Source organism: Micromonospora trifolii, from assembly GCF_050516465.1.
Lineage (GTDB): Bacteria > Actinomycetota > Actinomycetes > Mycobacteriales > Micromonosporaceae > Micromonospora > Micromonospora trifolii.
The window spans coordinates 1,471,171-1,496,490 of the sequence record NZ_CP191526.1; the positions used below are offsets into that span (position 1 = coordinate 1,471,171).

The following is a 25,320-nucleotide window of genomic DNA, read 5'->3' on the forward strand; positions in this document are numbered from 1 at the left end:
GCGCGCTGGACTGCGGACAACAGTTGTGCGCGTGCCGAACTCCTGAAGTCGTGGAGCATCGGTGAACGCCAGGTCGCGATGGGCGCGCGTGTGTGAATGAGCCTCTAGAGCAACCGTCGCCGACGGCAGCCCGCCGTACACCACGAGGATCACGAGGGTCAACCCCCTAACCTAACCGGTTCGCTATGCACCCCATTATTCCGACACCTCATTGCTTATCTGGGCCCAGCGCCTCCCTTTGCAGCTAGATAGTTGGCTGCGGAAATAGGCTCGCGACTTTGCCTGTTTCCACGTCTTGGCGGCAGGTTGCGATGCTTGGGACGATGACGATCGACAGGAGATCGGCTGGTACCAAGGCCGTCTGTGCTGCGGTGAGTGAATAGTTGCTGGATCCGCCATCGCTGTCTGGGCTTTGGTCAGCGCCCCAGATGCTTCATTCGGGTTGTCCTAAACTAGGGCATAAACTCTAAATTCGAGGCAATATATCGCGCGTTGCGGCGCAATGATCTAGCGCTGCTGCTGCTCGGCGGCTTCGGCTCTCCACCGACTGTTGCGGACTTTCGCCGGAATTGGCCTGCCGGTATTGGCCTTAAAGACCTGCCGGTGGCGCGCTTCTCGTGTGTATGGTGCCCTGGCGTGCGGAGACAGCCCACTGTGGAACGGGGTCTCGAAAACCATGGCGCCATTTCCGATCTTGTTCTTCATCTTCGTAGAGGTGCCCAGCATGGCGGCGATGCTGGTGCACAAGGGGATCATGTTGGCGACCGGCAACGAGACGAGACCACTTAACTCGTGGCTCTACCGCCTCCTCGGTGTCTTCTCGCTGATCCTGCTTCTGAGCCTGTCGTTCGCGATCGGCGCGGACGCGGCCTGCCTGCTGTTCGTGCTGATCATCGGCGGAGGGCTGGTTGCGTTCATCGCCCGGCGCAACAACAAGGCCGCCCCGGCCACTGGGCAATACGGGCCGCAACAACCACCGCATCTGCCGGTCATCCGCGATTCGGTGGCGAGCTTCGTCCGCGGCTTGCAGCAATACGACCAGACGAAAGATCTCGCAGTTCTTGATCGGGCCATTGCCGAGGGCCGTGCACTCGTTCGCGCCGAACAGGACGTGGAGGCCTGGCGCAACTTTGCAATCATGCTCGGTCAGGCCCTGATGTCGCGGAATCTGGCGACCAATGACCAGGGCGCGCTGGCCGAATCAGTCGAGGTGCTCCGCAGCGTCGGGCAGAATCTCCCACCGGGGCACCGGATGCGACCGCATGCCCTGGTCAAGCTCGGCACCGCCCTGCGGGAGCTCGCCAACCAGTCGGGTCGTCTGGAGCTCGTCGACGAGGCGATCCATTGGTATAGCCTGTGTTCCGCAGTTAAGTCACCGAAACAGGCTCAGGCATACCTCGGCCTTTCGATGTGCCTCAACATCAAAGGCGAGAAGCTCGCCGACGCCGGGCTGCTCGAGCAAGCTGTCGCCCCCGCCCGGTACGCGGTGGGGTCCACTCGAGACCCGCAGCAGCGCGGCAAGTACCTGCTCTATCTGTCCGGTCTGCTCGTGCTGCTGCACCGTAGGACGGAAGATCCGGCGGTCATCCGCGAGGCGGTCACCGCGGCAGAGGAGGCCGTCCGGCTGAGTCCGGACCAGCAGGAACGGTATGCCCGCGAGAAGGTCCTCACGGTCGCACAGGCGCAGCAACAGTTCGGCGGATGGTTCGAGTGAGGAGAAAACTGGCCCACCGGACCGTGGCCTACGCGATCACGCCGTTCCCCCCGCAGCCGGCCGAGCGCACCATGCGCGACGGCGACACCATTGCACGTTTTCACTGTCCCCGGTGCCAGGGCACGACCGCCCAACTGGAGGTGGAGGCCGCCCCGGCCAAGGGCGCGGGTCCGCAGCCGGCGCTGCCCAATCTCGTCGAGTGCCAGTGCGGGCAGCCGCACGCGGGGCGCCCGGAGAACGCGCCGGCGTGGGGATGCGGCGGTTTCTGGAATGAGTTCGATGGCTGAGCCCGACCTGCCCAGCAGTGATGATCTCCGCTGGGCGCGGCTGGCCCGGGAGCTGCCGTTTGCCGAGCTGGATGCCGTTCGCCGGCAGGCCGAGCAGTGGCGCAATGCGATCGGGGGCCTGACCGCGCTGCTGGGCTTCGCCGCCCTGGTCCGCGGCCGCAACGATCTCACCACGATCCCGCCGGGCTGGCGGATCGCGACCGCGACCGTGCTGGCCGCCGCGTTTTTCATGCTGCTCGGGGGCTTCGCGCTTGCCGCTTACGCGTCGTTCGGCCGACCCGGTGTCGTGGTGCGCGCCAACGGCGCCTCCTTCCGCCGGTGGAGTGCCGACCGGGCCCGGCAGATCGGCCGGCTGGTGCCGGTCGCCGTTCTGTGCGCCGCCCTGGGCGTCGTCCTCACCGCGGTCGCGGTCGGCCTGACCTGGTTCGCGCCCGCCAACGAGCCGGACCGGCGATACGCGGTGCGCAGCGCGAGCGGGGAGGCCTGCGGCGATCTGGTCGGCGTCGAGAACGGCCGGCTGGTCCTACTGATCGAGCTGGGCGGCCGCAAGGTGCCGTGGTCATCACCGTTGCCCGACGTCAGCCGTATGGACCGGGTGGTGAACTGTTGACCGTGCCCCAGCGTCGCGACCTGGCTTTCGCAATCGGCGTCACGGCGTACGACAACCCGGACGTCGCCGACCTGCCCTCCGGCGAGCGGGAGATCCGGCGGGTCTTCGACGCGCTGGCCGCCGGCGGGTTCGATGTCGACCCGGAGCCGCTGACCGGCCGAGTGGGACGCATGGCGATCACCGGTTATCTGACCCGGCTCGATCAGCCAGCAAGGCGGCTGCTGCTCTACTGGAGCGGTCACGGGGTCTCGGACGAGACCGGATCGTGGCTGTTCACCAGCGAGACCGACCCGGCCGACCCCGGCGGCACCGGCGCCGTGGACCCCGCCGCGGTGGCCGCCGTGCTCGGCGGCCTCTGTCAGGCCACCCAAGTCCTGATGCTGATCGACTGCTGCGGCTCAGGGGACACCGCGCTGGACGTCGCCACGGCGGTGACGCTCGCCCCACCACCCAGCCTTCCCGCACACCAGGCGCCGCCAGCGATCTCGCTGATCAGCGCCACCTACGGCGCGGCCGAGGCACGGCCGATGCTCTTCGCCAACGCGGTCGCCGACGCGCTGACCAGCGGACCACCGTCGATGCTGTGGCCCGCCCAGAAGGCCGAGGTCTCGCCGCAGGAACTGGCCGAGGCCGCCTCCGTCTGGCTGCGGACCAACCTGGCCTCCCGCAGCCAGCGCGCCCGCAGCGTGGGTGTCCACTCCGGCACCGGGTTCTTCGCCAACCCGGCCTATGACCCGAACGCCCGTGACGTCCTGCTCGAGGCGGACCTGTCGATCCGGCGCGGCACCGTGCTCGACGAGGTGCGGGCATGGCATCGAGCGTCCGGGAAGACCGGGAACGGGCTGTTCCTGCTCACTGGGTCACTTGGCACTGGCAAGTCGACGGCCGTCAACCAGCTGGTGAACGAGCCGGCTGCGGACGGCGCCGCCTGGACGAAGGTGACGCTGACCAGACTGGACCTGCGGGCGGCCGCCGCCGACCTCGCTCGCCGCCTGCGGCTGGAGGGCGCGCTCTCGCCGGAGGAAGTGGTCGCTGCCGCCAGAAATGCTTGGAACCTGGCCTTCGACGCGCTGGACGAGGCGGTGACCGAGAGCCGACTGGAAATTGTGCGTCGGCTCCTGTTGCCGCTGGCAGCGCAGCCCGGCGTCCACGTCCTCGTCGCGCATCGCTCCGCGGCGGCTCATGCGGTCGACCTGGACGAGGTGGCTGAACTCAAGGCAGCGGCGACCGGAAGCACCGACCTCGACGCCGACCCGGCTGCGGAGCGGGGGATCCGGCGACTGGTAACGCGGATTCTCGAGGCCACGCCGCTTTCGCCGTACCGGAAGCAGCCGGAACTCGCACGCCAGGTCGCCGCGGTGATCGCCGCGCGCAGCGGCGGAATGTTCTACCTCGCCGCGCAGGTTGCCCATGGAATCGCCCGGGAGTCGTCGATCTACGAGCCGGGCGACGGGGAACTCGCGGAGATGCTGACCGAAGGCATCGGCGGCGCCATCGCCCGGGATTTCCGGGAACGCGCCGTCGACGCGGACCAGCTGCTTGACATCCTGACTCCGCTCGCCTGGGTGCTGGGGACGGGTGTGCCGATTGACGGCGGCTGGGCAGCGATGGCAAATGCGCTGCGGACGAGTGACGGCATGCCCCTGACCGCGGACGACATCCGGCAGGCTTTCAGCGAGATCAGCGAGTTTGTGAGCGGCGGGCCGTTCTACCGGGTCCGGCATCAGGCCATCGCCGACTTCCTGCGGACACGATCCGGCCGAACCGAGCTGGAGGTTCACCGGCTGCTCGCCGCAGCGCTGACGCCGGAGATGGGCGGCTGGCCCGCCGCGCCGCCGTATGTGCTCGACCATCTCGCCGAGCACGCCGATCAGGGCGGAACGATGCTCGACCTGTTCGCCGATCCGGACTTCATGGTGTTCTCCGAGCCGCGCCGCACGCTCATCGCGGTCACCAGGGCGGAGCGCAGCAACCACCAGTCGCCCACCCTGGATCTCTACCTGCGTGCCGCGGCCCGGCTCGCCGACAACCCCGTCGACATGCGGGTGTTCCTGCTCCAGTCGCTGAGCCGGGAGGGCATGCGGGCTGCCGCGCCGCATGAGCGGAATTTCTCCGTCAAGGCGCCGTGCCGCACCAGGTGGACCACCGCGTCGAAACCGTCAGGGCACCGGCTCATCCGCATCGGCCCCGAAAAACTGGACCAGTTCACGGCGATCCGCACCGCGAGCGGCACGCGCCTGGTCACTGCCGCCGAGCGTCCCGAGCCGGACGGCACTCCGGCGCAGTCCGGCATCGAGGTCTGGGATCCGGCGTTCATCGAGCCGATGCAGGTGCTCGGCGGCCGTGCGGGACGACACCTCACCGCGATGGCTTCGGCGCCGCACGAGGGCGAGGATGAAATTCTCGGAATCGCGTACGGGGTGGGGCAGAACCTCATCGAGGCGCGCCTGATCGGCGGTGACCGGGTGTTGTGGACCCGTAGCGAGGTCGAGGCATACGAGCTGTCGTGCGTGTGGGCGGGTGACTGCTGGGCGTTCGCCGCCAACAACCACTCCGGCGGCATACGGCTGTTTCGTGCCGCCGACGGCCATCCGCTTGGCACGATCAGCGGCGAGGGCGGCTATCCGAAGTCGGTGATCGGCTTCCGGATCGGAGCGGCCGACGTGCTCTGTGTGGTGACCGACTGGGAGCTGACTCTCTGGGGCGCACCGAGCCTGCGCAACCTCGGCCGGATCCGCCTCGATCAGTCCTGGAGTGCCGCGACCGTCGTCACCCATCCTTCGGGCCCGATGATCGCGGGGGGCCGCACCGACGGGCGCCTCGAGCTACGCGCCACCGCCGACGGCCGTTCCGTGGCCGTGTCGGAGGACGACCTGGGTTACATCGCCGCTCGCATGGTCGGGGTGGGATCGTCAGTCGCCGTGGCGGCCGGGGACGAGGTCTCGGTGTGGGGGACGCAGCCGTTCAAGCGAATTTACCGCTACCTGGGTCACGCCGCCGAGATCACCGGTCTCGGAATGGTCCGCGACTACACCGACCACCACTATCTGGCCAGCGCGGCGGAGGACGGCTCGCTGCGGGTCTGGACCGACACCAAGACGCTGCACTGGGACAAGTGGCAGTCCGAGCCGCCGGTCGGCCACTTCTACCGGGTCTTCCCTGCCCGGGTAGGCGGGCGGGCGGCCATCCTCGTCGAGGACGTGCTGTCCTGGGTGCTCCTCGATCAGGACGACGGGGAGTTCCTCCAGCGGTTCGACAAGAAGCGCGCCCGGAGCCGGGGCGAGAGCATGAAATCCGATCTGGATCGTTTCGAGGTCTGGGCGGTCGCCATGCTAGGCGAGGAGTCCGTCGCGGTCGCCGGGCAGGATGGCGGTTCCCAGGAGCTGTGGGGTGTCCACGACCGCGCCAACTACGCCCTGCCCACGCCGGGCGCCCCCAGCGTCCACGAGTCCCGCGCGCTGCTGCACACCACCGCCGGGGCGCTGCTCGTCACGGGCGGGGGTGCCAAGCATCCGATCGGTGTCTTCCGGATCACCGGCGGCCTCCAGTGCTGGCTGCGGTGTCCCGAGGGCAGCTCGCCGCGGATGGCCGCGGACGGCGGCGACACCGACCTCGTCTTGGTGCAGTCGCCCGACGGCAGTCTCAGCGTGCATGATCCGTTCGACGGTAGGCCCCGCGCCCGGATACATGCGGAGGGGCGGCCGTTGGCCGCGATCGCTGATCAGACGCACGCGGCGGCACTCGTCGCGATGCCTCGCGACGGCGTGCACTGGTTCGACTCCGCCGGGGCGAGCCGCTACGTGGCACCGAGCGCATACGAGCAGCGAGTTGCCGTGGTCCATGTCGGCGACCACCGGTTGTTCGCCCTGCCGGACAAGGACCGCGTGCTGCTCGTGCGCCCCGAGGACGGTTCGGTCGCCCTCGCGATCCCGTTCCTCGGTCAGGTGAACGACGTCGTATCGCCGGCGCCGGGCCTGCTGTGTCTGATCGTCGCGGCCCGGGTGGTGATGGTCGAGGTCAGCCCTTGACCACTACTGAAGTGGGACAACTGTGCTGCGAATACCGGGGACGGTGACCGCAGCTCTTGCCGACGTTGGAAAGTGCATCGCCGGTGGTGGGGCAATAGATTCTGTCGCCCCACCGACACGAACCCCGTCCCTACGGTACGCGGTTCCCGATGGTCGTTTTCTTGATGACTGTAGGTCCCTTGGTGGGGGAGTGGGGTGCGGCGGGGTCCTGGTGACGGCCTGTCGGCCTGCCCCCCGTTAACACCCCCGAAAACCCCACCTGCGGATGACAACCAGTGCCAAGATGCGATCATTACTGGATCGTGTCTGTGCAGCTCATCGGCCATTTCTGAGAGTCAATAACAGGGTCGGGGCGGCTACGGTTGGTAACGGCAGCGGCGCTGTGGAAACCGCCAGCTGGGTGGTGACCGTCGTTATGCTGCCGATCTCGGTCCTGGCCTGGTGGTTCGGCAGTGGTGGCAGATCCCGGCCCGAGTCGCGCACTGATCGGCTGGCCGCGCTGCCGGCGCCGCTCTTCCGGATCATCGACCGGCCCAGAACACAGGCCGCTGTTGCGGCCGCGCTCACGCAGCCCTCCGCCGGGCCAGCCGGAGTGGTCGTGGCCCTGGTCGGCGGCGGCGGATTCGGCAAGACGACGATCGCGGTCCAGGTCTGTCGGCTCTCCGGAATCGAGCGGCAGATTCCTGGCGGCGTCCTCTGGACAACTCTCGGAGAGGAAACCACCGGGCCGGCGCTCGCCGAACGGCTCAATGACCTGTGCGCGGGCCCTCGACGCTGCTCGTGGTAGACGACATCTGGCGTTCCTCGCAGCTGCGTCCGTTCCTCGCCGCCGCCGCTCGGGGCGTCCGTCTACTGATCACCACCCGCGATCGCAGCACCGTCCCCGCGACCGGAACTCACATCCTCGTGGACGCCATGACCACTGGCGAGGCGCTCAATGTCCTCGGCACCGGGCTCGACCAGTTTCTCGACGCCCTCAACCGGGTCGTGGGAGGGGGCACCGTCGTGGATCCCGAGGTCGTGCGGCAGATGCTGCGCCGGCGGCGGAACCCCTTGGGACCGCTCACCGCTCGCGAGCGCGAGGTGCTGGCGCTGGTCGCGGAGGGCCGCTCCAACGCCGCGATCGCCGCCAGACTGGTGGTAACCGAGGCGGCGATCGCGAAACACATCCGTAACATCTTTCAGAAGCTGGACCTGCCGCAGGCCGAGGAGAACCACCGGCGTGTGCTGGCGGTGCTCACGTTCCTCCGCTCCTGACCCTGGCCTGCGCCCTTTCCTTCAGCGAGGCGGCCCGAACGCAGCAGCAAGGCGCTTGACCGCCAGCGCTTGCCTGCGGGGCCGCGCTGGCGAGACGTCCGCACATGCCGAGTGTGGAGATCGTGCGTTCCTAGGTTGGGGTGGAACCGACGGAGGCGAGATGAGGTCTTATAGACGTGGTGACGCGAGTTCGATTTGTCTCGGTGTTGGTGTGGACGTCCCTGGCGGCCCTGACGGTGGCATGTGGGGCCGCCACAGAACCACCTACTGCAAGGTCAGGTCTGGCCTCTGAGCCCGAGCCGACTACATCGAGACAGGCGAGCACGGGTGGCGATGCTGCTGTCTGGGGTCTCGGTCCGGACCAGCGCCTTCAGAGATCGTCCACAAGGTTCACTGCGCTCGTCTCGCGACTGGACTGCAACAACGGGATCACGGGGGAGGTCTTGGCACCGGAAATCCACATGAGTGAGTTCGAGGTCGTCGTGACTTTCAGCGTCGCTACGATGCGGCCGCGTTTTGCAGCGTGCCCCGCCAATGATCAGATTCCCTACGCGGTCGATCTCGGTGAGCCTCTGCAGGACAGAGCGTTGGTGGATGGCCGGTGTCTGGCTGGCGGGGAAGCGGCAACTACGTCCTTCTGCGCCACTGGCCCCACGCGCTTCAGGCCGTAATGCTCAACTGGGCGCGTCTCCTCCTGGCGTCCCGCAATGCACTGACATGCCGCGTCGCGCGGTTGTCGCCTCGCGATCATCAAGCGTCGTCCGAGGCTACGACGTCAAGCGTTACCCGGCGCAGGACACCGAGTGCCGGGCTCCACTTGATCCGTTACACATCAACTTCACTTGAAGGGTGACAGTTGGCCGGCTCTCTCCGGGCTCGGCTGTCACGGTGCGCAACTGGCGTGCCGCTTATCGCTAGGGCATGCGATCCTCGACACCGGTCGAGACGCGCGATCAGCGGCAGAAGAGTGTGTCGACGGCTCCACACTCTCGCGGCCGCTTGTGATCAGTGTGCAACGACGACGATGCGTACGACGCCGTCAGCAGGTCTCGGATGCTCGGTCGAAAGCCTAACCAGATCACACCCGGTAGTACTGCACGACGCAGAACTCGTTGTCCTCCGGGTCGGTCATGACGAGGACTGCGCCCTCTTGGTAGTCATGCCGTTCACCTGTCCACCGCCCGCCCAACATCCCGATCCGATCGACCGCTTCGTCAACGTCGGTAACGGCGATGTCGAGGTGTAGTCGCGTCTTGCCGGCCTTGGGCTCCGGGACCGGCTGGAATGTCAGCACCGGGCCGCCCGCGGCGACAGTGACGCGCCGCCAGCCGGGAAGAGACTCCGTCACGCGTCCTCCAAGCACCACGGACCAGAAGTCAGCCAGTCGCTGCGGATCCCGGCAGTCGACCGTGACTCCGGCAAGTCGGCCCAGTGTCTCCACGACACCGACCATAGCGACGATGTGCAGCCCGCTCCCACTGGGACGCACTCATCTCGGCAGAAGCGGATGCCTGGCACACCAGCCGTCGTGGACAGTCGGCGTCACGGTCCGTATCCGGCATGCTCAAGGCCCTGTGTAACCCAGCAACTGAAGTCACCGTGTAGAGCATCAAGCGGAGCACGACAGCGCAGGACAACGAGCCGCCGGCAAAGTTTCTGTACGTCTTCAAGGCGGCCCGCAACGGGCCGCACGCGCCGCCGCCTAGGCGCGCGTCCGTCACTCCGCTGGCGCAGCGTCACATCGTTTCGACCAGCGATGGCCAAGGGCTTTTACCTGTAGTTGTTGAACCGCATGTCTCAGCCGCACCCGACCGCAACATGAGTCCGTCCGTGGAGCCGCCGGATGCAGTCGATGATGCTCCTCTCTCAGCGGTCCCGGCTGGGGCTGTCCCGGTTGCCGCGACCTGCCAGGCCGTACGCGACGGCCCCGATCAGCAGCCCGACGATGGCTCCCATCAGGCCGGTGCCCAGCGCCGAGTCTCCTGCCTCGTACCCGTCGCCGCCCAACCAGCCCCAGAGCACCCCACCGAGCGCTCCCAGGACCAGGCCGACCAGCGGGAGGCTTCTCCTCATACCCACCATAATGATGTCCCGGCCAGCGGAGGGCTAGCGTCGCCCGCCGAGAAACGTGCGTGCGATTGGCGTGCCCGGTCCGTGCCCGACGCAGCGGCCAACATGGGGCCACACCGTTACCCAGCCGGTCCTGCAGTCGACGCCCTGTAGCTGTGTCTCGCGTGACGTGACTACCCACCGTACGAATCAAGGCGCTTCCCAAGCTAGTGCTCTACCGTCCCACCAGCGGTCAGGGCTGCTGCTGGGCTCGCCTCGCCAAGACGAAGTCCGCATAGTCATCCCCGGCAACCCCGTGGTTGACCCACCGATTTGGGTTCGCCCCGGTGTCCTGCTCTGCCAGCCACAGTGCCTCGGCCGGGTCTTGAAAGTGGCCGATCGCGCGGCCGTAGCCCGTGTCGTCTTCGTCTTCGGGGTCGAGGGGCGGGAACACGGACAAGTCGTGGTAGTCCTCGTCGTCCAGGTCCTGTACGTCATGGACGGACACGTTGTAGCCGTCCTGCCAAGGCCAGACCGCAACCCAGCGGATGCCTCGCTCGCGCCCCAGGGTGATGGGTCCGACGAACTGCTCAACGCCTTTCCTGCGGGCGAGTGCGCCGAGGACGAACGGCCGGGTGAGGTGACGCATGCTGGGAGGCTATCCCGGCTGCGCAGGAGTCGAGCTGGGTGACTAGCTGAGTGACGACCGGCACCGACATCGGCGGACAGCCGTGGACGCCTGAAGACTTCTCTCGCCGCTCACCTGCCGTAGGGGAGCAGGTCGGGCAGTTGTGTTGGTTACCTGGGGATCAAGGGGTCGTCGGTTCGAATCCGGCCGTCCCGACGGACAAAAGCCCTGACCAGCGGAAATGCTGGTCAGGGCTTTAAGTTTGTCTATGGGGTTTTTGAACCGCCCCCGAAAACCCCCGATTGCCGGGGTCGGCAACCAGGTTTGTCATCCATGCGCATCGTTGGACAGGGCGGGTGCGGGAGGTTGCCGCTTCCCGTGGTCGGTGCCCAGTCGCTCGAGCGCCAGCGGCCTGCTGCCGGGCATCTCCGCCACGCCCCTCGCCCCGCAGGGCAGCGGCGACGACCGGATCCAGTCTGTCGGGAAACAGTCGGTCTCGATCTCGTTGCGCCCGAGCGCGTGGATCATCTCGTCGCTGCCACCTACCCGACCGGGGCGGACTTCGGCAGTCGGATTTCACGGCGGTCGATGAAACCGTTGTTGGGCGATGACGAATCTGTTAGCTTTTCCAAACCTCGATGAGAGAGCGCTCTCCCGAGGGTAGAGGTCAAAGAAGATGACGGCGCTGCACCCCCGACCAGGCGTCGTCAACAGCCGCCCACGTCCACCCGACCCCACCCCATCCCCCATCACGGCGCCGCGCGACCACCACATAGGCGCGACGCGCCGACGACCCTCCATCGCCGGGACAAGCGCGGCACCGCTATGCGCGCGTCCCGGGACCTACCCGCGCGGGGCCGCCTACCGCGGCCACGTTCGAGACGTGATCGGCGCACGTTTCGGCTGCTTCCTCACGAGAGGTAACCAACCGATCATGATTCGCAGAGTGCTGCTAATCGTCGCTCTTGTACTGGCCGGGATGGGCGTCAACGTCGCCCCGGCATTCGCGGCCGACTTCTCGGTGCTGATCTTCAGCAAGACCGCGGGGTTCCGGCATGACGCGATCCCCGCAGGGATCACTGCGATCCAGCAACTGGGCACGCAGGGCAACTTCACGGTCGAGGCGACCGAGGACGCCGCCCAGTTCACCGACACGAACCTGGCCAGGTTCAGAGCGGTCATCTGGCTGTCCACGACCGCCGACGTGCTCGACTCGACCCAGCAGGCCGCGTTCGAGCGGTACATCCGCGCCGGCGGCGGTTATGTCGGCGTGCACGCCGCCTCCGACACCGAATACGACTGGCCCTGGTACGGCAACCTCGTCGGTGCCTACTTCTCCAGCCACCCCGCGATCCAGCCGGCCACCGTCCGCATCGAGGACACCGCCCACCCTTCGAACGCGGGCATCCCGGTGAACTGGAACCGCACCGACGAGTTGTACAACTACCGCACCAACCCCCGCTCGCAGGTGCACGTCCTCGCGAATCTCAACGAGGCCACGTACACCGGCGGCACCATGAACGGCGACCACCCGATCTCGTGGTGCCGGCCCTACGACGGCGGCCGCTCCTGGTACACCGGCCTCGGCCACACCCAGGAGAGCTACACCGAGGCCAACTTCCGCACCCACCTGCTCGGCGGCATCAGGTACGCCGCGCAGAACATCGGCAACTGCTCGGTGCAGGCTCCCGTCGGCACGTTCAACCAGGTGAACCTGGCCAAGGGCGTGGCGGAGACCGGTGAACCGATGGGCCTCACCGTGCTGCCCAACCGGGGTGTGCTGCACACCTCGCGGAACGGCGTCATCCGGTACACCGACGTCAACGGCAACACCAAGATCGCTCTGACGCTGCCGGTCTACAGCCACGACGAGGAGGGTCTGCAGAGCATCAAGGCCGACCCGAACTTCGCCAGCAACCGCTGGGTGTACGTCTACTACGCGCCGCCGCTCAGCACGCCGGGCGGCGACGCTCCGTCCACCGGCACAGCGGCGCAGTTCGCCCCATTCAACGGCTCCAACAAGCTGGCCCGGCTCACCGTGCGGGACGACAACACGATCGACCCGGCCTCGCTGGTGACGATCCTCGACGTGCCGACCAGCCGCGGGCTGTGCTGCCACGTCGGCGGTGACATCGACTTCGACGCCGCCGGCAACCTGTACCTGTCCACCGGTGACGACACCAACCCGTTCGATTCGGCCGGTTCCGCGCCGATCGACGAGCGGGCCGACCGCAACCCCGCCTACGACGCGCAGCGCACCTCGGCCAACAGCAACGACCTGCGCGGCAAGGTGCTGCGGATCAAGCCGGGTGCGACGGGCGGCTACACCATCCCGGCCGGCAACATGTTCGCCCCGGGCACGGCGAACACCAGGCCCGAGGTGTACGCCATGGGCTTCCGCAACCCGTTCCGGATGAGCGTGGACAAGGCAACCGGGATCGTCTACCTCGGTGACTACGGCCCCGACGCCGGCTCTGCCGACCCGCAGCGCGGGCCGGCGGGCACCGTCTCGTTCGAGCGGATCACCCAGCCGGGCTTCTACGGCTGGCCGTACTGCTCCAACTACAACACCCCCTACCAGGAGTTCACGTTCCCCAGCGGGCCGTCGTCCGGCCCGTACAACTGTGCCGGTGGGCCGACGAACAACTCCCGGAACAACACCGGCATCACCACGCTGCCGCCGTCGCAGGCGGCCTGGCTGCCCTACGGCGGGCAGGGGCCCTGGCGGCCCGAGTTGGGTGGGGGCGGGCCCATGGGCGGTCCGGTCTACACCTTCAACCCGGCGCTGGCCTCCGACGTGAAGTTCCCGGCGTCGTACAACGGGAAGGTCTTCCTCGGGGAGTTCACCAGTCGCTGGATCAAGGCGGTCACCTTGAACGCCAACGGCACGGCCGGCGCGATCGAGCCGATCCCGTGGTCCGGGACCGCGATCATGGACATGGAGTTCGGGCCTGACGGCGCCCTGTACGTGCTCGACTACGGCACCACCTGGTTCGGCGGCGACGCCAACTCGGCCCTCTACCGGATCGAGTACAACACCGGCGGCAACCGGGCACCGATCGCGCAGATCAGCGCCGCCCCGTCCTCCGGCGCGGCGCCGCTGGCCGTGCAGTTCAGCTCGGCGGGTAGCAACGACCCGGACGGCGACCCGATCACGTACGCCTGGGACTTCACCAGTAACGGCAGCACCGACTCCACGGCGGCCAACCCGACGTTCACCTACCCGGCGAACGGCGAGTACACCGCGACGCTGACGGTACGGGACCCCGGCGGCAGAACCTCGACGGCCAGTACCGTCATCGGGGTCGGCCGACCGTCCATCCAATTGATCACACCGGCCGACGGATCGGTGTTCCAGTTCGGCGACCTGGTGCCGTACGAGGTGAGGGTCACCGATCCGAACGCCGGCACCATCGACTGCAACCGGGTCCAGCTCAACTACATCCTCGGCCACGACAGTCACGGTCACCCGATCACCAGCAAGAACGGCTGCACCGGGTCGATCCAGACCACGGTGGATGGTGAACACGACGCGTCGGCGAACATCTTCGGGGTGCTCGCCGCGGTGTACACCCCGGTCAGCGGGGTCGCGGTCCAGGACCAGCACGTGCTGCAGCCGCGGACCCGGCAGGCCGAGCACTTCGGCACCATGAACGGCGTCCAGCTCGCCGCCAAGCCCAGCGCCCACGGCGGCAACGCGATCGGGTACATCGAGAACGGTGACTGGATTTCCTTCACGCCGTACAACCTGGCCGGCGTCACCGGTATCAAGGCGCGGGTCGCCTCGGCCGGCGTCGGTGGCACGCTGACCGTGCGGGTCGACTCACCGACCGGCCCGGTGGCCGGCACGGTGCAGGTCGCCCCGACCGGTGGCTGGGAGACGTGGGCCGACGTCACCGGGACGATCAGCCCACCGGCCGGAACGCACCAGCTGTACCTGGTGTTCACCGGCGGCGCGGGATCGCTGTTCGACATCGACGACTTCACGTTCACCTCCGGCACCACGCAACCGCCATCGGGGAACCTGGCGTTGAACAAGCCGGTGACGGCGTCGAGCACGGAGTCCGGCACATTCCCGGCCTCGGCTGCGGTCGACGGTTCGCTGACCACCAGGTGGGCGAGCACCTTCAGCGATCCGCAGTGGATCCAGGTGGACCTCGGCCAGTCGACCTCCATCGACCGGGTCAAGCTGACCTGGGAAGCGGCGTACGGCTCGGGGTACCAGATCCAGACGTCAGCCAACGGGACGACGTGGACCACGGTCCGGACAGTCACCGGTGGCGACGGTGGGGTGGACGACATCACCGCGCTGGCCGCCACGGGTCGTTACGTGCGGATCAACGGTACGGCCCGCGCCACGGCCTGGGGATATTCGCTGTTCGAGTTCGAGGTCTACGGGGGTGGCGTCACACAGCCGCCTGCGGGCAACCTGGCGTTGAACAAGCCGGCGACCGCGTCGAGCACCGAGGCGGTCGCCTACCCGGCCTCCGCCGCGGTGGACGGTTCGCTGACCAGCAGGTGGGCGAGTGCCTTCGCCGACCCGCAGTGGATCCAGGTGGATCTCGGTCAGTCGTACCCCGTCAACCGGGTCAAGTTGACCTGGGAGGGGGCGTACGGCTCGGGGTACCAGATCCAGACGTCGGCCAACGGGACAACCTGGACCACAGCCCGGACGATCGCCGGTGGCGACGGTGGGGTGGACGACAACACCGCGCTGGCCGCCACGGGTCGTTACGTGCGGATCAACGGTACGGCCCGCGCCACAGCCTGGGGATATTCGCTGTTCGAGTTCGAGGTCTACAGCTGATCGGGTAGACCGCGCACGATGGGGCGCAGGGACCCTCGAAGGTCCCTGCGCCCCTGGTCTGTCCCGGCCACCGCCACATGACGGGCGGCGGTGGCCGGTGCCGCTTCGATCTCTCACAACCGTCTCAAGGACGGACGGTCGGGCATGGACCGGCAGACGTCGTTGGTTGCCTGACCGTTGACCTGCCCATTCGCCACCGTGTGGCACTTTCCGGCGGGTGCCAATAGGTGGGCTGGATCTCTGGGGGTCAAGGGGTCGTCGGTTCGAATCCGGCCGTCCCGACGCAGGTCAGAGGGCTGATCCGGAAATCGGGTCGGCCCTTTCGCCGTTCTGGGGACCAAGATCAGTCAAGTTGAAGCGTGCCTAGCGCTGCTTGACCAACGGTCAAGCTTCAGCGGCCAGTGTGGTTGATTGCCGGATTCTTCTCTTGCTGTATCAAGGCGGCCCGCAAGCGGGCCGCGCCGGCCCGCCCCGGCCTGCTGGCGACCTCCGGCGGGCATCGGCCGGGCCTGCCGGCCACGCTGACGGACGACAAGACTCTGAAACCTCGGGGCTCTGCCCCGAACCCCGACCCTCCTCAGAGATGCCGCCTGCGGATCCTCTCATCGTGCACCCCAAGGGCTACCAGCCTCTCCGGACGGGGCCAAGGTCGTTCGTCCGGTAGGGCGCTCCACCTTGGCCCCGTCCCGGGGAGGCTGGACGGTCTACGACTGCCCGACGAGGAGATCCGCACCTGGGGTAGGTTCCTCCGGTGATAGCACCTGCCTGGGAAGAGATCTCAAGCGAGCGCTACGAGGACTTCTGGGCGCCATTCGAGGCCAGGTTCGACTTCACTCCTCGCTACACCGAACCGGGTTCCGCGGTCGTCGAGCCCCGGCCCTCGGTCACCATCGACCTCGGTCCACTGTTCGCCAGCCCGCGCCCCACGTTCGCGGCCGGCCAAGCGGCGATTAACGCCCTCGCGCTACTGGCCATGACGCAGGCCTTCCCCGCCTCCGAGCGGCTCCTCGTGCTGGACTGGCAACATCCCAGCTACTGGTTCTGGCCCCACCGCCAGGCCACAGGCGACGACCAGATGTGGCCGGCGAGGCAGGCGTGGCCGGTCGAGGTGTTTCCCGACGGCGACTACTACGCCTTCCTCACGGAGGACATGACCGAAGGCACCTTCGGCCACCCCTGGGAACAGACCCTCTGCATCTTCGGCCCCCGCCTGATGCCACAGCTGCAGCCCCTGCTCACAAGCTGGATGCCGGTCAAGCGTTCACGCCTGTAATCGTCCGAGGTCTACTGCCTAAGGAGGTTGGTTGACCGCCGGCGGTGTTTCCACGCGTAGATGAAGGCTGCGAGGCCAAGGATCGCCAGAGCGGCAGCGATCCAGGCAACCACCTCGAACCTCTGCTCGAACGCAAGGGCGTCCGCGTCCTGCTGCTGGATGGCCTCAGGCGTCGGGTCCTGGTCAGGCAGGGTCATCCCGTTCACGATCGTAAGGCAGGGAAGCAGACACGAGGTCAGCATCAGGAGGACCCCGACGACCGTCAGCAGGCGTGCACGCGACATCGCGACAGGCTCCCACAACACTGACGGTCACCCTAACCCGGGAAGCTCCGGAGGACCGTCTCCGTGGACACCCTCACAGCGGTCGGGCAGCAGCTCGCGCAGCCAAGCCAGCAGATATCGCCGCCATGGGCCGTCGGGTGGCAGTAGCAGTGGCAGATTCCTTACCGAGTCACAGCGCGACTTCGGCTGGCCGCAGTGATCGAGGCCGCTACCTCGTCCGCCCGAGTATGCCTGCCCGTCCACTTGGCGAGGTTGGACTTCTGCACCGCCCACGCGACGACGTGTTCACCCGTCGAGGTCGTGATGGTCAAACCGCCATATCCAGGCTCGACCTTCGCCACGTCGCTGAGGCTGACCTGTTGCGAGCCGTTGGGGTTCCGCACGATCACGTCAGTGTCCGTCAGGGTCACTGCGGGGCGGAAGGCGAATCGGAACCAACTGACCAGCCCGCCGAGGCCCGCGAGAAGACTCACGAACACGTTGCCCCAAGCCAGCCACGTAAAGGTGCCCAGCAGGGCAATGAGAGCAAGTACGCCGAACCGCCCAAGCGGTGAAACCTTCCAGACCTGATACACGAGCCGGGATCATACGGGGTATCGAGCAGCCTTAGGCTGCGCCGGCTGAGGCATGTCGCACCCATTGTTGCGGGCCGGGACGCTGGTACCGACCGAGCTGCACGGTGCTGGACAACAGCCTCGCCGAGGCTACGGATCAGGTGGTCGCACGGGCGATCTGCAGCAGTCTTCATCAAGTCCTCAAGAGGTCGGACCGCGACCACCGACACTGAGAGATGCCGAGAGGCGTATGGGCAGGTCATGTGGGATTCGGCCAGGTAGACCGAGGACTTGCCGGCGCACTGTCGTACTTGGCCGAACATTCTGTCCCGACAGCGCTGTTGTGGGGCGGCGGTGCCGCTGGCAGCGCCCTGCTGCTGTTCCACAGCGTGATCGAGGTGTGACTATCCGGCCGGCCGAGGTCAGCCACACCGTGGATGCGGCTATGTGCACGCCGAGCACCAGCAGTTCGCCGTGCAGGCGCCGATCCGGAGAACCAGGACATAGTCGAGGGGTTCGTCGTCGTCCGGCGGTCCGTGCTCCGCCGGCACTGGCCGGCCGGCCGAGCCCTGGCCCGGGAGTTTCCGGGCCTCACCGAGGAGCGGTCGGACTACCGAGACGCGGGACCGGACCAGGCTCGGGTGCGCGGCCCGTACGACCAGTTGGTTGCGGCGTTCGCCGATGAGCGCTTGGCTGCCGCAGTCCGGCACCTGACCTCCGCTCTCCTCACCGCGCGGACCGTGTAGGGCGCTGGGCACAGCCACCGGCTTGTCGATGAGGTGCTGGGCCGTGCGCCCGGCCGCCGAGTGGATCTATCCGGTGAACGACCGGACCGAAGTGTGGGGCTACGACCAGGACGTGCTGGAGATGTTTGGGAGTCTGCCGGCCGACGGCGCCTACGACGACTGGCACCTCTCCTCCTGCTTCCATCAGATCCGGGCCGGGGACGGCATCTGGGTCTTCGCCAGCACCCCGCACCGGCGGATCGTGGCCGCTGGGACCGCCTGGGCTGACCCGTACCTCCGCGCGGACGGCGATGGTTCGGAGTGGCTTGCAGACCGGCTTCGATGGCACGACGCCGACCGGTGTCGGGTTCGTAAATGGCGTGCGCCAGCGTTGAGGACCTGGAGGAACTCGTCGTCGGCTGCTGCTTGCTGGTGCCGTGGCGGATCAGCCAGGAGCAAGTTCTTCTCCTGTGAAGCTTGCCGGGCAGGCCGCAGCCCATGCGGTGGCCTCAAGCACGAGCACCAGCGCACTCGACGGTGGGACGGTCAACGGGACGTCGCTCTGCGCGGCAGAGACCATCAGCACCGCGGTGGTGCCGGCGAGGGCCGCAGCGACCGGGTCCGTGTCGCCGTACTCGCGTCGGGTGCCGAGTCCGGACTCGTGGTCGGCGCCGCGTCGGGCGATGACCGGGGTGATGCCCTTGGCGCGTAGCTGGCGTCGGTAGCAATCGTAGTCGTAGCCCCGGTCGGCGTAGATCCTCTATCAGGGGCAGTAGATGGGTGACGTCGTGACGGTTGCCGCCGGTCAGGGACGCGGCGAGGGGGATGCCGCCCGCGTCGGTGATGACGTGGTGTTTCGAGCCTGGCTTGCGGCGGTCGACCGGGCTCGGACCGGTTTTGGGCGGCCCTTGAGCGCTCGGATGTGGGAGCCGTCGATCACCGCCCGCGACATGTCCAGCTGATCGGTGGCCGGCAGCTTGCCGAGCAGGATCTCGTGCAGTCGTTGCCACACGCCGACGTCGTTCCAGTCCCGCAACCTGCGCCAGCAGGTCATTCCAGAGCCGAACCCCAATTCCTGGGGCAGGTACTCCCACGGAATCGCGGTGTGAAGCACGAACAGGATCCCGCACAACACTCTGGGGTCGTCGAGGGGCTTGCGGCCGGGGAACCGGTGCCGGCGTGGTGGTCGGGGTGGCAACAGTGGTTCGATCTCGGCCCAGAGTTCGTCCGAGACGATCCACGGCGGCTGCTCACCCCTCCTCACGTTCGGACAGAACGATCCTCGTGTCCCGAGGACACGCCCAACATCGTTTCGTTAGGGGTTCTTGGTGTTGGTGTCGATGGTGTAAACCACGTCTGGCCCGACGTCATGGCGGGTGATGCCGGGTACGTCGGGGATGTTAAGCAGTGGTTCGTATGGGGTGCCTTGGACCCGGTTGCGCAGCAGGACGACGCTGCGGATGCCGAGCTGGTGCAACCGATCCAAGGCCGGCTCGCTGGGGAAGGTCGCCATAACGTCGCGGATCGCCTGACGGTTGGGTGTGGTGTAGCTGGCCGCACCGTTGACCATGGCGGGAAAACCGTCGGTCGACCAAAGTAGGACGTTGAGGTCGATGCCGTCGTCGGACGGCAATACCATGATCGGAGCGTGCGCGGAGGCTAGCGCCATCGCGGCCGGTTTGGCTGGGGTTTGAGGGTGGTGCAGGTCAGGCAGGCCCTCAGCTAGCACGAGGACCAGCAACGGAACGGTCAGTAGCCGTGCCGCTTCCACCGACCATTTCGGCTTGGCGCCCCTGCGAGCCACCTCGGCCAGGTGGGTAACGAGGCCGGCCGCGAGGATGGCCAGGCAGAGAGTGGGCCACAAGATCAACCGGCCTGGTGTACGGGATCCATCGAACCCGGGCACGTACAGATAGAGCAGGCGGTAGATCGGCCCGTTCGTGCCCAGCGCGAGCAACACTCCGACGACCACCCCAAACAGCAGCAGAAGCCGTTGCACCGGCGACCAGCGGGATAGGAACAGGCCGGCGAAGGCCAGTAGATACAGTGCATACCCGCATAGCAGCACTTTCTCAGTTGGTACGCCACCAAGAGCGGTGCGGGCGTCGTTGTGCAGGGTGCCCCAGGGCAGCGAGGACTGCGGCGCCACGAGAAGTCCGCGCAGTGTCGGGGAGAAGTGCGCGACGTAGTCCCAGTCCCGGGTGACATTTGGGTTGAGCTCGCGCACGTGTTGGTACGCGTACGCGAAGTATCCGGTCACCGCGGTGAAGACCAGCCCGCCGATCAGATCACCGACGATCAGCCGGAGGCTAAGGCGTGGGCGGTGGATCAGCCAGGCTATCAGTGTGATCAGGCAGAGGGCGGCGAGGACGTATACGAATCCCAGCCCCACGCCGAAGCCTAGGCTGACCTGCCAGGCCGCGACCAGCCAGCCAGCGAACGCCCATCCCGGCCGGACTCGTTCGGCAAGGTAGCCGCGGGTGAACGAGAGTCCGTGGCCGCGCGCCAGCATCGCCAGGGCCAGAGTGATACCACCGGTGGAGAGAATATTCAAATGGCCGTCGTGGCCGTAGCGCCAGGGCGCGTAGGCGAGGGCGGCCCCGGCTACCGCGGCGGCGACCTTATTCGCGCCAAGCTGGCGCAGGAGCGCGTAGCCGCCGAGGAAGGCGAGCGCGAAAGCCAGCACGAACAGGATGTTGTAGCGCAGCACGGCGCCGACTACACCGTTGCCTATCAGCCCTGCCGGGGCATAGCCGAGCAGGCTGTCGTTCAGGGCTAGGCCGTACGTGTCGGGATAGAAAGCGTTGGTATCCCACAGGCCACGCAGACCGTGGGTGAGAGCGTGGCCACCCCATCCCACCAGCCATGCTTGGGCCGTCGGGTCACCCACGTCACCGACGATGGTGTGGGCCGGGTCGGCGATCGGCACAGTCTTGGCGCCGGCAGTCACCACGCGAACCGCGTACGGCGGAATCAGCCAGATCATCGCGACGGCGAGGAGCACCGAACCGAGGCTCGCGATACTCAGTTCCCGCCGATGGGCCCCACGTGTCAGCCAATCCCTCGTGCCTGAACTGGCACGCGCGAGTCGGCCATTTTTTCCAAGCTCGCTGAGAGCGACGGCTGATGTGGGGCCTCCTGCCGGTGGCTCTACCTGCGTCATCACATTGACCCTCACTGTTGAACCGCCGCAGTAAATCATGAGCAGGGCGGCGCATAGAGTCAAGACATCTATCAATGTCGTTCCGGTAGCGGGGCCTTACGCTGTCTATCAAAGGCGCCTTGTCACGCAGGAGTCGCGATCGTTGCAGCGGCGAATTTTGCCGCTGTCGGAACAGGACACGCCAGGGTTGCTGCAGGCCCTCGCCCGGGTTCCGGACCCACGGGACGCTGGCGACCGGATCCATCCGCTGCCGGGACTGCTCGCGATCGCGATCGCGGCGGTGGTTTCGGGATCGAGCCACGTCGTGGAGATCGTCAAATGGGCCGCCGACCTGCCGGACGCGGCGTGGGATCGTCTCGGTGCAACCCGCGACGCGTTCACCGGTGTCCGGCGGGTGCCTGACGACAGCACCCTGTCCCGGGTACTGACCGGTATCGACGCGGACGCCCTCGATGCTGCGGTGTGCCGCTGGCTGCTCAGCCGGGCGGGTCTGACCGGGGCCGGCAGACGAGTGATCGCGGTCGACGGCAGGACACTGCGCGGCAGTGGGCCGACCGGGGCCCAGGTGCACCTGCTGGCCGCACTAAACCAGGCAGGCGGTGGTCGGGTCGGTGAGGTCGGGGATGAAGCGCGGCGGTATTCATCGCCGCTGGTGCGGAGGGTTACGCCACGAGCGGCGATGGCGTCGTCGGAGGCCGCGTACTGGTCGCTGCAGAGCATCCACCCGTGGTAGACCGCGGCGCCGTCGGCGGGCACGGCCGCGATCGCGCGTTGCGGCTCGTCGCGGGTCAGCGCGTCGTGGTCGATCACCGCGACGTCGATCCCGGCGGCACGGGCCGCGTGGGCTTCGGGCGCGAAGTGGTCGTCGGGCCGGCGTGGCTGTAGGGGGTTCGCAGGGACCAGCAACATCATCCGGGCATCGTGCCGAAGGGATGACCTCGGGCTCTACCTGACTCGGTCGACCAAGTTCTGACCTACGCTCTGCTCGCACCTCTGCGGCTACCCGGCCACCGCAATTGCCATGTACCTGGCCCGCTATCACTTGCTGGCCCACTACTCGCTCGACACCCTGTTCAGTCGCCTCGCCGGACAACCCATCAACACCATCGAAGCAAGCCGCCACCTCAGCACTCTCATCCGAGCGGAAGGCCCCCGACAGCCAACAGCCGTCCCTCGATTCGAGAGCTGAAGACCGTCACCGCTGTGCTGCGCGGGCCCAGGCTGACGGTCGGTGACCACGGTGCAGAAGGCGGGCCAGCAATAGACTTTTGGAGATGCATCACGGGGAGCCATGCCCACCGCCGAACGGCGGTCATGGATTCGGGGTCGAGTCTCCTCAAGGTTGTACTGGATTCACCTCATCGAGGCCGGGGTCGGCATCTTGGCGACCGCCTGCTACTGGTACCCGTATCGGTGGATGGTCGCGTCGATTTCTTGCCTCCCTTGACACGCTGTGCGCTGCTGCGTTGACGGCGTCCGTGATTGCGTCGATCCCTGCGGTGGCTGTCGCCAGATGGCGGAGGAGGGTTAGCCATGCGTATCTGCGTCGCCTGCCGAGTGGACCAGCGCACCGTTGTTCGTATCGGCAGTTGGGGCGTGCCGCACGGTACTCCCGGGCACGAGGTCAACTACCGCTGGACCAGCCTGTCCGCTTGTCCATTGTGCGAGGCCGGGCTTCTCGTTTACTTCGATCATGATTGTTTCCACCAGCCCTGGGAGGAGCCGTGGGACATGGACTGGTCGTGGCCGATCGCCGTTGACGGAGTTCAACAGTTGCACGCTGCTCTTGCCCAGTGTCCGGATCCGCTGCATCCATCGTGCGAGTGCCCTGTGCACCGGTCGTTGCGGGACAGCATCGAGAGCGCACCGTCGCGTGCGGTTCCGCTGACGGTTGTGCTGACCGAGGAAGGGCTGCCACAGATTCGGTCAGCACCCATGCCTTGAGGCAGGCGCCAGACGGCGGCAGGGCCAGCGGGGGCGAACAGACCTGGCGGGATTCTGTGTGGCACCCTCGTCTACCCCCCGAAAACCGGCGTTCCGCTCATTTTCTACGCCCTCTCCCAGGGGATGCCGACGCTCTACCTCATGGGTTTGACAACCATGGCCGCGGGCAGTGGCATCATCGCGACGTGTCTGCGGCAAGCGGCCTCCCGGCAAGCAGCCAGCGGCCGTCAGCTCACTGATCTGCGACACGTCTCGCTCCGGCGGTGCAGGCGGTATGCGAGCGGCACGACCCTCTCGTGAAGCTGTGTCAGGAGCCGGGCACATCGCTTGCTAACCCCCGACGCTGACAGTGAAGAAGTCACGGCTCTCCTGCCAGCAGCCGGTGAGGACCTCCGTTGACCAATTGGTCTACGAGGCCGCACGACGCCGCGACGCCGTCCTCTCGACCTCGGCGCGTCAATCTCCTCACGCTCGATGGAACGTCGCTCGTTGAGGCCGCGTATCGAGGACCCCGTCGAGGTTGGGATACGCCTCGATCGCCCTGACTCGTCGCGCAGCGTCGTGTCCGGCCGGCAGGTTTGGACCGGACTACCGTGCTGCCGGGGGACCAAGCGGGCTGTGCGAGCGGTGAGGCCGAAGGGCGGTGCCGCATCCCTGCTCGGCGTCCATCGAGCCTGCTTGCCGGCTCGCGACAGATCCACTCCCACCAGCCTCAGTGGGGTGGCAGTGGTGCGGCCGGGCGTACGGCTGTGAAGTTGGCGTGTTCGTACCGGGTGGCGGAAAGCAGTAGCAGCCACTCGTCACAGCCCTGCCATGGGTGTAAATCGGCGGCTCCGCCGCGTACGGTCCGGGGCCCGTCTCCGGTCCGCGGTCGCGCGGTCGACGGTGCGCCGTCGAACCCGGGGATCCACACGTCGGCGCAGAGCTCGTTCGCCGAGCCCATCGCCGCCAGCCCGAACGCGTTCTCGCCGGCGGCCGTCCGCGTCTCGTCGCCGAAATCGTCGAGAAGCTGGTCCTCGTCGGGTTTCCCGTCACCGTGGAAGGTCAGCGTGGTGGTGCCGGCCCGGGCTGCGTATTCCCACTGCGCCTCGCTGGGCAGGTCGAACGGCAACAACTCGAGCAGGCCCTTCAGGTCGCCTTCGAGCCGAGCCGTGCCGGTGGTCGCCTCGGCGTAGTCGTCTTCGTACTCGGGCAGCCAGTACTGGACCTGCGCCACGGTCAGCGGGTGCCGAGCGAGCAGGAACGACTCGACGTGCACCTCGCGTACCGGTTGTGCGTCCTTGGCACTGGCAAGGAACGGGTCGATGGTGTCTTCGACAGCGCCGCTGCGCTCGATGGCGCGTACCGCGTCGAGCTCCGCCTCGGACAGCCCCATCCGGAACGCGCCGCCCGGGACCTCGCGAAACACGACCCCCGACGGGATGTGCCGCCAAGCCGGTCGCCCGGCCACGATCTCCTCGGTCCACATGGCAGCGAACGCTAGCAGCCAAGTCGTCCGGTGGTCTCTCCCGATGCCCCGCAGCTTGCGCACAGATCAACGGCCTGTCGAAGCTTCAGGCCGAAAGCTGGCAGCACCATTGAACTGGGCCTGGCAGCGTCGCCCGGCGACCAACTGGCTGGCGGACGCACGCATCGCACCAACAACTCACCCCCGTGCACCCCCGAAAACCCCGCCAAATCATTGACGAAGGGTGACAAGGGGCGATGAGCGCCTGGCTGTGTCTTCGCAGCTAAACGACCACTTTCGGCAAGCAATGACAAGCTTGTTCCGGCTACTGTCGGTAGCAAGGGGTTTGACAAGTAATGACAAGCCTTGAACGAGGCTCGACATGAGGTTCTTGTCGGTTCAAGTCTCCTCGTTCCCCACGAGGGCTGCCTGGGCAAGTATCTCGCCGTGACGTTAGCCGACTTGCATAGGAAGGTTTGGACAGAGAGCTAGGTGCCGGAGGCCCCGTTGGTGTTTGGTCGAAGACCGGCAGGCCGGCGCGCGGGATCCG

The 25,320-nt window shown here is 67.2% G+C and carries 17 protein-coding genes and 2 pseudogenes; 11 read left to right on the plus strand and 8 right to left on the minus strand.

Annotated features, from left to right (window positions below; translation table 11 throughout):
- Window positions 1–724: 724 nt before the first annotated feature.
- From ACQRWP_RS06740 to ACQRWP_RS06765, 6 genes and pseudogenes are all read left to right on the plus strand, one after another.
- The gene (locus tag ACQRWP_RS06740; protein ID WP_430501278.1) at window positions 725–1,714 is read left to right on the plus strand and encodes a hypothetical protein; all 990 of its coding nucleotides are present in this window, start codon (window positions 725–727) and stop codon (window positions 1,712–1,714) included.
- Entirely contained in the window at window positions 1,711–2,001 is a 291-nt protein-coding gene (locus tag ACQRWP_RS06745; RefSeq protein ID WP_430501279.1) for a hypothetical protein, read from the plus strand. The genes ACQRWP_RS06740 and ACQRWP_RS06745 overlap by 4 nt, the downstream gene beginning before the upstream one ends.
- Window positions 1,994–2,611 (plus strand): hypothetical protein, encoded by a 618-nt coding sequence (locus ACQRWP_RS06750; RefSeq protein ID WP_430501280.1) that lies wholly within the window; start codon window positions 1,994–1,996, stop codon window positions 2,609–2,611. The genes ACQRWP_RS06745 and ACQRWP_RS06750 overlap by 8 nt, the downstream gene beginning before the upstream one ends.
- The gene (locus ACQRWP_RS06755; RefSeq protein ID WP_430501281.1) at window positions 2,608–6,639 is read left to right on the plus strand and encodes a hypothetical protein; all 4,032 of its coding nucleotides are present in this window, start codon (window positions 2,608–2,610) and stop codon (window positions 6,637–6,639) included. Before ACQRWP_RS06750 ends, ACQRWP_RS06755 begins: the two co-directional genes overlap by 4 nt.
- Before the next feature lie 403 nt (window positions 6,640–7,042).
- The gene (locus ACQRWP_RS06760; protein WP_430501282.1) at window positions 7,043–7,426 is read left to right on the plus strand and encodes an NB-ARC domain-containing protein; all 384 of its coding nucleotides are present in this window, start codon (window positions 7,043–7,045) and stop codon (window positions 7,424–7,426) included.
- Window positions 7,427–7,599: 173 nt separating this feature from the next.
- Window positions 7,600–7,896 (plus strand): annotated as a pseudogene (locus ACQRWP_RS06765) (LuxR C-terminal-related transcriptional regulator); the annotation flags it as partial.
- Window positions 7,897–8,974: 1,078 nt separating this feature from the next.
- On the opposite strand, the gene ACQRWP_RS06770 reads toward ACQRWP_RS06765, so the two are convergent.
- The 3 genes from ACQRWP_RS06770 to ACQRWP_RS06780 form a co-directional block, all read right to left on the minus strand.
- The gene (locus ACQRWP_RS06770) at window positions 8,975–9,337 is read right to left on the minus strand and encodes a VOC family protein (RefSeq protein WP_430501283.1); all 363 of its coding nucleotides are present in this window, start codon (window positions 9,335–9,337) and stop codon (window positions 8,975–8,977) included.
- Window positions 9,338–9,762: 425 nt separating this feature from the next.
- Window positions 9,763–9,969: a hypothetical protein gene (locus tag ACQRWP_RS06775; protein ID WP_430501284.1), complete on the minus strand. Its 207-nt coding sequence runs from the start codon at window positions 9,967–9,969 to the stop codon at window positions 9,763–9,765.
- 229 nt (window positions 9,970–10,198) lie between these two features.
- Window positions 10,199–10,594: a hypothetical protein gene (locus ACQRWP_RS06780; RefSeq protein WP_430501285.1), complete on the minus strand. Its 396-nt coding sequence runs from the start codon at window positions 10,592–10,594 to the stop codon at window positions 10,199–10,201.
- Window positions 10,595–11,507: 913 nt separating this feature from the next.
- Here ACQRWP_RS06780 and ACQRWP_RS06785 point away from each other — a divergent pair.
- Window positions 11,508–15,380, plus strand: a complete 3,873-nt coding sequence (locus tag ACQRWP_RS06785; RefSeq protein WP_430501286.1) for a ThuA domain-containing protein — start codon at window positions 11,508–11,510, stop codon at window positions 15,378–15,380.
- Window positions 15,381–16,131: 751 nt separating this feature from the next.
- Window positions 16,132–16,653 (plus strand): DUF2716 domain-containing protein, encoded by a 522-nt coding sequence (locus ACQRWP_RS06790; protein ID WP_430501287.1) that lies wholly within the window; start codon window positions 16,132–16,134, stop codon window positions 16,651–16,653.
- Window positions 16,654–16,664: 11 nt separating this feature from the next.
- Here the strand turns inward: ACQRWP_RS06790 and ACQRWP_RS06795 are convergent, their stop codons facing one another.
- The 4 genes and pseudogenes from ACQRWP_RS06795 to ACQRWP_RS06810 all read right to left on the minus strand — a co-directional run bounded on the left by ACQRWP_RS06795 (window position 16,665) and on the right by ACQRWP_RS06810 (window position 21,220).
- A complete protein-coding gene (locus ACQRWP_RS06795) occupies window positions 16,665–16,937 on the minus strand; it encodes a hypothetical protein (RefSeq protein ID WP_430501288.1) in 273 nt (90 codons plus the stop codon).
- Between the two features lie 161 nt (window positions 16,938–17,098).
- Entirely contained in the window at window positions 17,099–17,512 is a 414-nt protein-coding gene (locus tag ACQRWP_RS06800) for a PH domain-containing protein (RefSeq protein ID WP_430501289.1), read from the minus strand.
- Between the two features lie 1,341 nt (window positions 17,513–18,853).
- Window positions 18,854–19,480 (minus strand): annotated as a pseudogene (locus tag ACQRWP_RS06805) (IS5 family transposase); the annotation flags it as partial.
- 51 nt (window positions 19,481–19,531) lie between these two features.
- Window positions 19,532–21,220, minus strand: coding sequence for a hypothetical protein (locus ACQRWP_RS06810; protein WP_430501290.1), 1,689 nt, complete (start codon window positions 21,218–21,220; stop codon window positions 19,532–19,534).
- A 301-nt stretch (window positions 21,221–21,521) separates the two neighbouring features.
- Between ACQRWP_RS06810 and ACQRWP_RS06815 the strand changes: the two genes are divergently transcribed.
- From ACQRWP_RS06815 to ACQRWP_RS06825, 3 genes are all read left to right on the plus strand, one after another.
- Window positions 21,522–22,112, plus strand: coding sequence for a transposase family protein (locus ACQRWP_RS06815; protein ID WP_430501291.1), 591 nt, complete (start codon window positions 21,522–21,524; stop codon window positions 22,110–22,112).
- Window positions 22,106–22,264 carry a hypothetical protein gene (locus ACQRWP_RS06820; RefSeq protein ID WP_430501292.1) on the plus strand — a complete coding sequence of 53 codons (159 nt, stop codon included), beginning with the start codon at window positions 22,106–22,108 and terminating at the stop codon, window positions 22,262–22,264. Before ACQRWP_RS06815 ends, ACQRWP_RS06820 begins: the two co-directional genes overlap by 7 nt.
- A gap of 648 nt (window positions 22,265–22,912) precedes the next feature.
- Window positions 22,913–23,323 carry a hypothetical protein gene (locus tag ACQRWP_RS06825; protein ID WP_430501293.1) on the plus strand — a complete coding sequence of 137 codons (411 nt, stop codon included), beginning with the start codon at window positions 22,913–22,915 and terminating at the stop codon, window positions 23,321–23,323.
- A 712-nt stretch (window positions 23,324–24,035) separates the two neighbouring features.
- On the opposite strand, the gene ACQRWP_RS06830 is transcribed toward ACQRWP_RS06825, so the two are convergent.
- On the minus strand, window positions 24,036–24,791 hold the full coding sequence (locus ACQRWP_RS06830) for a formylglycine-generating enzyme family protein (RefSeq protein ID WP_430501294.1): 756 nt from the start codon (window positions 24,789–24,791) through the stop codon (window positions 24,036–24,038).
- Between the last annotated feature and the right edge of the window lie 529 nt (window positions 24,792–25,320).

Coding starts and splice junctions, on each gene's coding strand:
- ACQRWP_RS06740 (WP_430501278.1), top strand. CDS start 725: ATGGCGGCGATGCTGGTGCACAAGGGGATCATGTTGGCGACCGGCAAC.
- ACQRWP_RS06750 (WP_430501280.1), top strand. CDS start 1,994: ATGGCTGAGCCCGACCTGCCCAGCAGTGATGATCTCCGCTGGGCGCGG.
- ACQRWP_RS06775 (WP_430501284.1), bottom strand. CDS start 9,969: ATGAGGAGAAGCCTCCCGCTGGTCGGCCTGGTCCTGGGAGCGCTCGGT.
- ACQRWP_RS06780 (WP_430501285.1), bottom strand. CDS start 10,594: ATGCGTCACCTCACCCGGCCGTTCGTCCTCGGCGCACTCGCCCGCAGG.
- ACQRWP_RS06785 (WP_430501286.1), top strand. CDS start 11,508: ATGATTCGCAGAGTGCTGCTAATCGTCGCTCTTGTACTGGCCGGGATG.
- ACQRWP_RS06795 (WP_430501288.1), bottom strand. CDS start 16,937: ATGTCGCGTGCACGCCTGCTGACGGTCGTCGGGGTCCTCCTGATGCTG.
- ACQRWP_RS06825 (WP_430501293.1), top strand. CDS start 22,913: ATGCGTATCTGCGTCGCCTGCCGAGTGGACCAGCGCACCGTTGTTCGT.
- ACQRWP_RS06830 (WP_430501294.1), bottom strand. CDS start 24,791: ATGTGGACCGAGGAGATCGTGGCCGGGCGACCGGCTTGGCGGCACATC.